The sequence below is a fragment of the Kitasatospora sp. NPDC088861 genome (genome assembly GCF_044750105.1).
Taxonomy (GTDB): domain Bacteria; phylum Actinomycetota; class Actinomycetes; order Streptomycetales; family Streptomycetaceae; genus Kitasatospora.
The window spans coordinates 694,251-703,194 of the sequence record NZ_JBIVJF010000002.1 but is presented as its reverse complement, the minus strand read 5'-3'; the positions used below and the strand labels follow the sequence as shown (position 1 = coordinate 703,194).

8 protein-coding genes are annotated in these 8,944 nt (G+C 72.4%); 4 read left to right on the top strand and 4 right to left on the bottom strand.

Annotation, left to right across the window (positions count from 1 at the left end):
• The 3 genes from ACIP37_RS06800 to ACIP37_RS06790 form a co-directional block, all read left to right on the top strand.
• On the top strand, positions 1-408 hold a 408-nt coding region (locus tag ACIP37_RS06800; protein ID WP_400843460.1), incomplete at its 5' end, for an ABC transporter ATP-binding protein.
• A 59-nt stretch (positions 409-467) separates the two neighbouring features.
• Entirely contained in the window at positions 468-3,032 is a 2,565-nt protein-coding gene (locus tag ACIP37_RS06795) for an ABC transporter permease (protein WP_400802640.1), read from the top strand.
• A gap of 145 nt (positions 3,033-3,177) precedes the next feature.
• A complete protein-coding gene (locus tag ACIP37_RS06790) occupies positions 3,178-3,450 on the top strand; it encodes a hypothetical protein (protein ID WP_363629893.1) in 273 nt (90 codons plus the stop codon).
• 94 nt (positions 3,451-3,544) lie between these two features.
• Here ACIP37_RS06790 and efeU read toward each other — a convergent pair whose 3' ends face one another.
• The 4 genes from efeU to ACIP37_RS06770 form a co-directional block, all read right to left on the bottom strand.
• On the bottom strand, positions 3,545-4,378 hold the full coding sequence (gene efeU / locus ACIP37_RS06785) for an iron uptake transporter permease EfeU (RefSeq protein ID WP_363629891.1): 834 nt from the start codon (positions 4,376-4,378) through the stop codon (positions 3,545-3,547).
• A gap of 35 nt (positions 4,379-4,413) precedes the next feature.
• On the bottom strand, positions 4,414-5,736 hold the full coding sequence (gene efeB / locus ACIP37_RS06780) for an iron uptake transporter deferrochelatase/peroxidase subunit (RefSeq protein ID WP_363589518.1): 1,323 nt from the start codon (positions 5,734-5,736) through the stop codon (positions 4,414-4,416).
• 107 nt (positions 5,737-5,843) lie between these two features.
• On the bottom strand, positions 5,844-6,992 hold the full coding sequence (gene efeO / locus ACIP37_RS06775; RefSeq protein WP_400802645.1) for an iron uptake system protein EfeO: 1,149 nt from the start codon (positions 6,990-6,992) through the stop codon (positions 5,844-5,846).
• A gap of 190 nt (positions 6,993-7,182) precedes the next feature.
• Positions 7,183-8,007, bottom strand: coding sequence for an ATP-binding cassette domain-containing protein (locus ACIP37_RS06770; protein ID WP_363589514.1), 825 nt, complete (start codon positions 8,005-8,007; stop codon positions 7,183-7,185).
• A 206-nt stretch (positions 8,008-8,213) separates the two neighbouring features.
• Between ACIP37_RS06770 and ACIP37_RS06765 the strand changes: the two genes are divergently transcribed.
• Entirely contained in the window at positions 8,214-8,930 is a 717-nt protein-coding gene (locus ACIP37_RS06765; RefSeq protein ID WP_400802649.1) for an AMP-binding protein, read from the top strand.
• The last annotated feature ends 14 nt before the right edge of the window (positions 8,931-8,944 follow it).

The following is an 8,944-nucleotide window of genomic DNA, read 5'->3' as shown; positions in this document are numbered from 1 at the left end:
GACATCGCCGGCCGCAAGGTCGACAAGGCCTGGCTCGACCGCGTCGTCGACACCGTCGGCCTCTCCGGCCGCCTCAGCCACCGCCCCTCCCAGCTTTCCGGCGGCCAGCAGCAACGCGTCGCCTGCGCCCGCGCCCTCGCCGGCAAGCCCGACATCATCTTCGCCGACGAACCCACCGGAAACCTCGACTCCCGCTCCGGCGCCGAAATCCTCTCCTTCCTGCGCAACTCCGTCCGCGAACTCGGCCAGACCGTCGTCATGGTCACCCACGACCCCGTCGCCGCCTCCTACGCCGACCGCGTCGTCTTCCTCGCCGACGGCCGCATCGTCGACGAACTCCACCACCCCACCGCCGACACCGTCCTGGACCGCATGCGCCGCTTCGACGCCAAGGGCCGCACCAGCTAGAGCGTCCCGCTGGCCCCGGCGCCCCCGACCTTCGAGAACCCCAGGACTGACACCCCCTCATGTACCGCACCGCTTTGCGCAACGTGCTGGCCCACAAGGGCCGACTCCTCATGACGATGCTCGCCGTGCTGCTCGGCACCGCCTTCGTCTCCGGCGCGCTCGTCTTCACCGACACCCTCGGCGACGCGCTCAGGACCCAGAGCTCCAAGAGCTACACCGACATCGCCGTCACGGTCAGCGACCGCGACGCCGTCGGCCGGGGCTACGACCACACCGGCCGGACCTCCTCCGGCGCGGCCCTCACCGAGGACACCCGCAAGGCGGTCGCGGCGCTGCCCGGCGCCGCCGAGGCGCGCGGCGTGGTCAGCGGCTTCGCCGGCATCGCCGACAAGAAGGGCGCGCTGATCGGCGACGGCTTCTCCACCACCGGCACCAACTACGTGCCGGGCGCCGACGGCACCGACCCGCGCTACCCGCTGGTCGACGGGCGCGGCCCGCGCACCTCGGGTGAGATCGCGCTGGACGCCAAGACCGCCGAGAAGGGCGGCTACAAGGTCGGCGACACCGTCCGGGTGGCCGTCAACGGCCCGGTGATGGAGCTCAAGCTCACCGGCACCCTGCACACCAACGACCCGCGCGTGCTGGCCGGCGGCTCGCTCGCCGCCTTCGACACCGCCACCGCCCAGCAGCTCTACCTCAACCCGGGCCGCTTCGCCGAGCTCGACGTCAAGGGCAAGCCGGGCGCGGACGACACCGCGCTCCTCGCCGCCGTCAAGCAGGCCGTCCCGCAGGACGACTCGATCGAGGCCAAGACCGGACGCGCGCTCGCCGAAGAGCAGGACCGGATGATCGCCCAGGGCACCAGGGTCCTGAGCACCTTCCTGATGGGCTTCGCGGCCATCGCGCTGTTCGTCGGGATCTTCATCATCGCCAACACCTTCACCATGCTGGTCGCGCAGCGCACCAAGGAGCTCGCCCTGCTGCGCGCCGTCGGTGCCAGCCGCAAGCAGATCACCCGCTCGGTGCTGGTCGAGGCGCTGCTCGTCGGCCTGACCGCCTCGGTGGCCGGTCTGCTCGCCGGCATCGGCATCGCCGCCGGGCTCCAGGCGCTGCTGAACGGCCCGGTGGACGCCAACCTCCCGGACGGCCCGCTGGTGGTCAGCCCCTCCACGGTGATCGCCTCGATCAGCGTCGGTGTCCTGGTGACCGTGCTGGCGGCCTGGCTGCCCGCCCGCCGGGCCTCCCGGATCGCGCCGGTGGCCGCGATGAGCTCGGTCGAACAGCCGGCCACCCAGAAGAGCCTGCGGATCCGCAACACGATCGGCCTGCTGTTCACGCTGGCCGGCGCGGGCGCCCTGGCCGCCGGTGCGGGCGGCAAGGAGGTCAAGCTGGTCGGCCTCGGCGCGGGCGTCCTGCTGATCGGCGTGTTCGTGCTGACCCCGCTGCTGGCCCGGCCGCTGATCGCGCTGTTCGCCCCGCTGCTGCGCAAGCTCTACGGCACGCCGGGCAAGCTGGCCCAGGAGAACGCGATCCGCAACCCGCGCCGGACGGCGGCCACCGCCTCGGCGCTGACCATCGGCGTCACCCTGATCACCGCGCTGACCGTGGTCGGCGCCTCGGTGAACAAGGCCGTCGACGCGGCGACCGCGAACGACCTCAAGGCCGACTTCACGGTCGCCATGCAGAACGGCTCGATGCTCTCCCCCGACGTCGCCGGCCAGATCGCCAAGGCGCCCGGCGTCAGCGCGATGAGCGTGACGCGCAGCGTCCCGGTGGAGACCGGCCGGGGAGAGTCCGACCGCGAGTGGCTGACGGCCGTCGACGCCGCGACCATCGACCAGCTGGCCACCATCAAGGTCAAGGACGGTTCGGCGGACGCCCTCAAGCAGGGCCGGCTGATGGTCAGCTCGGGCACCGCCGAGCGCAACGGCTACAAGGTCGGCGACGCCGTCACGGTCACCTACCCGGACAAGACCAAGGGCTCGCTCACCGTCGGCGCCGTGCTGGAGGCCAACACCGCACTGGCCGGCATCGTCGCCCCGGACAACGTGGTGGGCCCGCACGCGCTGCCCGGCGCCGGACCGGACAAGGTCCTGGTGAAGGGCGTCCACGGCGCGGACGAGAAGCTGAAGCAGGCGCTGCGCGACGCGACCGGCGGCAACCCGCTGATCGCGGTCAAGGGCGAGAAGGACATCAAGGCGGAGAGCCGCAAGCTGGTCACCGACATGCTGAACATGATGTACGGGCTGCTCGGGATGTCCGTGGTGATCGCGGTGCTCGGCGTGGTCAACACCATGGCGATGTCGGTGTTCGAGCGGCGCCGGGAGATCGGCATGCTGCGGGCGATCGGCCTGGACCGGATCGGCATCCGCCGGATGGTCCGGCTGGAGTCGCTGCTGATCGCGCTGTTCGGCGGCGCGGTCGGGATCGGGCTCGGGATCCTGGTGGCCTGGGCGGGCAACCGCACGATGGCGGACTCGTTCAAGAACATGACCACCGTGGTGCCGCCGCTGCAGATCGTCGGCTTCCTGGTCGCGGCCGCGGTGATCGGCCTGCTGGCCGCCCTCTGGCCGGCCCACCGGGCCGCCCGGATGGACATCCTGGGCGCGATCAAGAGCGAGTAGACGCCCCCCCGCAAGCGCGCCGGAGCCCCGGACGGTCGAGGACCGTCCGGGGCTCCGGCGTATCCCGGTCCCACCGGGGTACGGCTGTCGGTGGTGCGTGCAAGGATGCTCGCGCGCACAGGGGCGAGGCGAAGGGGGCCAAGGCATGGAGACCAGCCGGTTCACGGGCGAGGACCCGCACGGGCACCAGCACGCGGTGAAGGTCGTCTCGGGGCGGAACAACACCCGGCGCGTGGTCTGCGAGAGCTGCGGCTACCGCAGGTCGGCGACGTTCGGCGCGCAGGCGAAGGCCTCCGAGCACCTGTCGCAGACGCACGACGCCGGGTACGTCCGACAGGAGTTCGCGCCGGGCCCGTGGATCGCCGCGGCCGTCGGGCTGGTCGCCTTCATCGTCTTCCTCTGCGTGTACGGGATATAGCGCCGCGTGCCTGTGCGGGACATAGCGCCGCACACGACACCGCCCCGCCCGGCGGGGTGCCGGACGGGGCGGGGCGGTTCGCCGAACGGAGGGGTCAGGCGGCCGGCTTGGCGGCGACGGGCTTCGCCTTGCCGCCGAACAGGCCGAAGAACACGGCGAGGGTCGGCACCAGGTAGAGCAGCCAGACCACGAGCTGCAGCACGGTCGGGTCCGGCTGGAAGTTGAACACGCCCTTGAGCAGGGTGCCGTACCAGCTGTCCTTGGGAATGGTGCTGCTGATGTCGAAGGCCACGCTGTGCAGGCCCGGCAGCCAGCCGGCCTCCTGGAGGTCGTGCACGCCGTAGGCGAGCACGCCGGCCGCGACGACCACCAGCATCGCGCCGGTCCAGGTGAAGAACTTGGCCAGGTTGATCTTCAGCGCGCCGCGGTAGAACAGCCAGCCGAGCACCACCGAGGTGAGCAGGCCGAGCGCGGCGCCGATCAGCGGGTTGTAGCCGTCGTTGGTGGCCTGCACCGCCGACCAGATGAACAGCGCGGTCTCCAGGCCCTCGCGGCCGACCGCCAGGAAGCAGGTGACCACCAGGGCCGTGGTGCCCATGGCGATGGCCGCGTCCAGCTTGCCGTGCAGTTCGGTCTTCAGGTGCCGGGCGGTGCGGCGCATCCAGAACACCATCCAGGTGACCAGCCCGACCGAGATGATCGACAGCGAGCCGCCCAGCGCCTCCTGGGCCTCGAAGGTGAGCTGCGAGGAGCCGAACTGCAGCACGGCGCCGAAGACCATGCTGAGCACCACGGCGGATGCGACGCCGATCCACACCGGCGGCAGCTTGTCCCTGCGGCCGGTCTTGACCAGGTAGGCGATCAGGATGCAGACGACCAGGCTGGCTTCGAGGCCTTCGCGCAGGCCGATCAGGTAGTTGCCGAACACGGCACTCTCCTCGGGGGGTTGAACGGGGCGGGGGATCAGCCGAAGAGCGCTTGGCCCCACCACTCCCCGGGCTTGCGGACGCCCGCCGGGCAGGCGAAGTGGGCGGAACCGACGTGCTGGATGTACTCGTTGAGCTTGTCGCCGGCCGCGAGCCGCTGCTGGAGCGGCACGAAGGCCTTGCGGGTGTCGCGCTGGTAGGCGAGGAAGAACAGGCCGGCGTCCAGGCGGCCGAGGCCGTCGGTGCCGTCGGTGAAGGAGAAGCCGCGGCGCAGGATCATCAGGCCGTTGTTGGCGTCCGGGTGGGCCAGGGCGACGTGCGAGCCGGCGGGCATCGCCTTGAGGTCCGGCGCGTCGTGCTCCTTGGCCTTGCCGTAGGGGGCGCCCTCGCCCTTGGTGCGGCCGAAGGTGTCCTCCTGGTCCTTGAGCGAGGCGCGGTCCCAGGTCTCGATGTGCATCCGGATCCGCCGGGCGACCAGGTAGGAGCCGCCGGTCATCCACTCGGGGCCGTCGCCGGGGGCGGCCCAGACGTGCTCGGCCAGCCCGGCGCCGTCGGTGCCCGCGATGTTGTGGGTGCCGTCCTTGAAGCCGAGCAGGTTGCGCGGGGTCTGGGCGTCCGGCGTGGTGGAGGACGTCTTGCCGAAGCCGAGCTGGGACCAGCGGATGTTCACGGTGCCCATGCCGATCCGGGCCAGGTTGCGGATCGCGTGCACGGCGACCTGCGGGTCGTCGGCGCAGGCCTGGACGCAGAGGTCGCCGCCGCTGCGCAGCGGGTCGAGCTTGTCGCCCTTGAAGTTCGGCAGGTCGATCAGGGCCTCGGGGCGCTTGGCACGGAGGCCGAAGCGGTCGACGCCGTCCTGGTCGAACAGGGTGGGGCCGAAGCCGATGGTGAGGGTGAGCCGGGAGGCGGGCAGGCCGAGGGCCTCACCGGTGTCGTCCGGCGGCGCCTCGGGCAGGCCGTCGGCGGCGCCGGTGCCGACCTCGCGGCCACCGGTCATCGCGGCGGCGGCCTTGGTCCACTCCTTGAGCATCTTGACCAGCGACTCGCGGGTCGCCTTCTCGGAGACGTCGAAGGCGGCGAAGTGCAGGCGGTCCTGGACCGGGGTGGCGATGCCGGACTGGTTCTCGCCGTAGAAGGGCACCTCGGCGCCGGTCTGGGCGGCCGCCGCCGGGGCGGGGTCGTCCTGCCGGGTGGCGGCGGCGACCGAGCCGACGGCGGCGGCGCCGAGCGCGACGCCCGCGCCGGCCCAGCCGATCACGGCCCGTCGGCTGACGGCGCCCCCGGCGGCAGCGGCGGGGGCGTTCGCGGTGCCCTCGGGGTTCTCGGGGTTCTCGGTGCCCTTGGCGTTCTCGGCGTCCATCGGCGGGCGGATCCTTCTCTGTGCTGACTCGCCGATGCCGTGGCGGCCGCTTCGGGCCGCCACGGCGTCGGTGGGGTGGGGACGGTGCTCGGGTGGGGCCGCGGTCGTTACTTGACGACCACGGCGGCGGCCAGCTTCGACAGCGGCTCGCCCAGCGAGTTGACCGCGTCGGAGAAGGTCTTGCGCTCGGCCTCGGTGACCTTGTCGTAGGAGGTGAAGGTGCCGTCGGCCTGCTTGTACTTGGCGAGCAGGGCCTGGATCGCGGTGAACTCGGAGTCCAGGGTCTTGGCCAGCTCCGGGTCCTTCTCGGCGGCGACCGGCTTCAGCAGCTCGTAGGCCTTCTGCGCGCCCTCGACGTTGGCCTGGAAGTCGGCCAGGTCGGTGTGGCTGTAGCGGTCCTCCTCGCCGGTGATCTTGTTGGTGGCGACCTCGTCCAGCAGCTCCTTGGCGCCGTTGGCCATGCTGGTCGCGGTGATCTCGGCCTCGGGGATCTTCTTCTGCCAGTCCTTGAGGTCGTTGACCAGCTGGTCGGCGAGCTTCTTCTCGTCGTCGCCGATCTTGGCGTCGGCCCAGAGCGACTTCTCCAGCTTGTGCCAGCCGGTCCACTCCTGGCCGGCCTCCAGCTTGTCCTCGCGGGTGTCGGTCTTGGGGTCGACGTCGCCGAAGCTCTCGGCGACCGGCTCGGTGCGCTCCCAGCCGGTGCGCGACGGCGCGTACAGCGACTTGGCCTTCTCCACGTCGCCGGCCTTGATCGCGGCGGCGAAGGCCTCGACGGCCGGGATGGTGGCGTCGGCCTGCTGCTGGGCGTACGTGCGGTACGCGTCGACGGCGGCGGTCAGGCGCGGGTCGGCGGCGGCGGCAGTGGCGCCCTCGCCGGTCACGGTGATCTTCTGGCGGATACCGTCGCCGACCATGCCGGGCTTGCAGGCGATCTCGTAGGAGCCGGCCTTGATCTCGGCGTTGATGGTGGCCTTGGTGCCGGGGCCGATGTTCTCGCGCTCGGTGATGATCTTGTCGCCGGCGCCGTAGACGTAGACCTCGGTGGTCTTGGCGCCCTTGTTGCTGATGTCCAGGACGACGTGGCCGGCCGGGAAGCTGGTCTTGGAGACCTCGCAGGCGGTGTCGGTCGCGTTGATCTTGACCGCGTCCGCGCCGCCCGCCTTGTCGTCCTTCTTCGCCGCACAGCCCGCCAGGGCGGCGGTCGCCACGGCGAGGGTGAGCAGCACGGCTGCGGTGGAACGGCGACGGGCGGACATGCGGGCTCCAACGGAAAAGGGCATGGGTGTGCCAGGGCGGGGCAGGGCTGAGCACCGGTGGGGGCGTCGAACCAGCGACAACCCCGCCTTAGCTAAGGCATACCTTACGTAAAAACTTTTTTACGTCCATACCCGCCCCCGTCGGAAGCGGGCCGACCGCCCAGCCTGCCCACGCCCCGACCGGGACCCGTCAGCGCCCCGGCGTACGCCGCGCGGCCGCCCGGGCCGTCCACCGGCCCTCGTGCCGGCTGATCCGGATCGGGTGGCCGAAGGTCACGCTGATCAGCTCGGTGGTCATCACCTCGTCCACCGGCCCGGCCGCCACGCACTCCCCGTCCCGCAGCAGCAGGGCGTGGGTGGTGCTCTCCGGCAGCTCCTCCAGGTGGTGGGTGACCAGCACACTGGCCAGCTCCGGGTGCTGGTGGCGCAGCAGGTCCAGACTGTCCAGCAGCAGCTCGCGGGCGGTCAGGTCCAGCCCGGTGGCGGGCTCGTCGAGCAGCAGCAGGCGGGGGCTCGGCATCAGCGCGCGGGCGATCAGGGCCCGGCCGCGCTCGCCCTGGGACAGGGTGGTCCACGCCGACTCGGCGATCGCGCCCATGCCGAGCGTCTCGATCAGCTGCTCGGCCCGCTCCAGCACCTCGGGGCCGGGCTTGCGGTGCAACTCCGGCTCGATGGTGTTGGTGTGCCCGGTGAGCACCACCTCGCGCACGCTCAGCGGCGAGCGCAGCGGGTGCCGGGGGTTGACGTGTCCGAGGTGGGCGCGCAGCTCGCGGATGTCCACCCGGCCGAGCCGGCGGCCGAGCACGTCCACCTCGCCCCGGGTGGGGTGGGAGACCGCGCCGAGCAGGGCGAGCAGGGTCGACTTCCCGGCGCCGTTGGGGCCGAGCAGCGCCCAGTGCTCGCCCGGCTCGATGGCGAGGGTGATCCCGCGCAGCAGGTGGCGGCCGTCGCGTACGACGTCCACGTCCTGGGTGCGCAGCAGCGGGCCGTCGAAGGACGGGACGGACGAGCTCATGGGGGCGGACCTCCGAGGTGCGGCGCCGGACAGGGCGCGGGCGAAGCGCCGTACCTGACGGGCCGGCGCCGACCGTCTGCGTGCAGAGTACAACCGTCACCGCACGCGGGTCCGGGCCGTCCGAGGAGTGGACGCTCCAGAACCCTGTCACCCTGCGGGAGTTGGGAGGATGATCTGGGCATTCGGAGGGGACGAGGGGAGCGCCGATGCCGACCGACGGGGAAGCGGCCGAGGACCGGGCGGCCGACACGCTGCACGGGCTGGTCGAACTGCGGGCCGGGCAGGCACCGCAGGCGGTGGCCGTCCGCTGCGGCGATGCCGAGCTGACGTACGGGGAACTGGACGCGCGGGCCGACGCCCTGGCCCGCCACCTGGCGGCGCGCGGCCTGGCCCCCGGCGGCCGGGCGGCGGTGGCCCTGGGCCGCGGCACGCAGGTGTACGTCGCGCTGCTCGCGGTGCTGAAGGCGGGCGCCGCGTACGTGCCGCTGGAGCCGAGCGCGCCGGACGCGCTGCTGCGGCACATCCTGACCGACGCCGCCCCGAACCTGGTGGTGACCGAGGAGAGCCACCGGGTGCGGCTCGCCGACGCGGGCCCGGCGCGGATCGTCTGCCTGGACACGGCCGACCTCACCGAAGAGCCGTCCGACCCACCGGGGGCGCCCGCCGGCCCGACGGACCTCGCCTGCGTCCTCTACACCTCGGGCTCCACCGGCCTGCCCGCCGGGGCCCTGGTCGAGCACCGCAACCTGCTGTCCGCGTACCGGGGTTGGCACGAGGTGTACGGGCTGTCCCCGGCGGACCGGATCCTGCAGACGTCGAGCCTGGAGTTCGACGTCTTCACCGCCGACTGGGTCCGCGCGCTGGGCTCCGGCGCCACCCTGGTGGTCGCCCCGCGCAACCTCACCCTGGACCGCCGGCGGTGACGGCCGCTCGGCGG

What these genes read in the sequence shown, in the direction of transcription:
- efeB (WP_363589518.1), bottom strand. Translation starts at nt 5,736, where the DNA reads ATGGACGCCGAGAACGCCAAGGGCACCGAGAACCCCGAGAACCCCGAG.
- ACIP37_RS06790 (WP_363629893.1), top strand. Translation starts at nt 3,178, where the DNA reads ATGGAGACCAGCCGGTTCACGGGCGAGGACCCGCACGGGCACCAGCAC.
- ACIP37_RS06795 (WP_400802640.1), top strand. Translation starts at nt 468, where the DNA reads ATGTACCGCACCGCTTTGCGCAACGTGCTGGCCCACAAGGGCCGACTC.
- efeO (WP_400802645.1), bottom strand. Translation starts at nt 6,992, where the DNA reads ATGTCCGCCCGTCGCCGTTCCACCGCAGCCGTGCTGCTCACCCTCGCC.
- ACIP37_RS06765 (WP_400802649.1), top strand. Translation starts at nt 8,214, where the DNA reads ATGCCGACCGACGGGGAAGCGGCCGAGGACCGGGCGGCCGACACGCTG.
- ACIP37_RS06770 (WP_363589514.1), bottom strand. Translation starts at nt 8,007, where the DNA reads ATGAGCTCGTCCGTCCCGTCCTTCGACGGCCCGCTGCTGCGCACCCAG.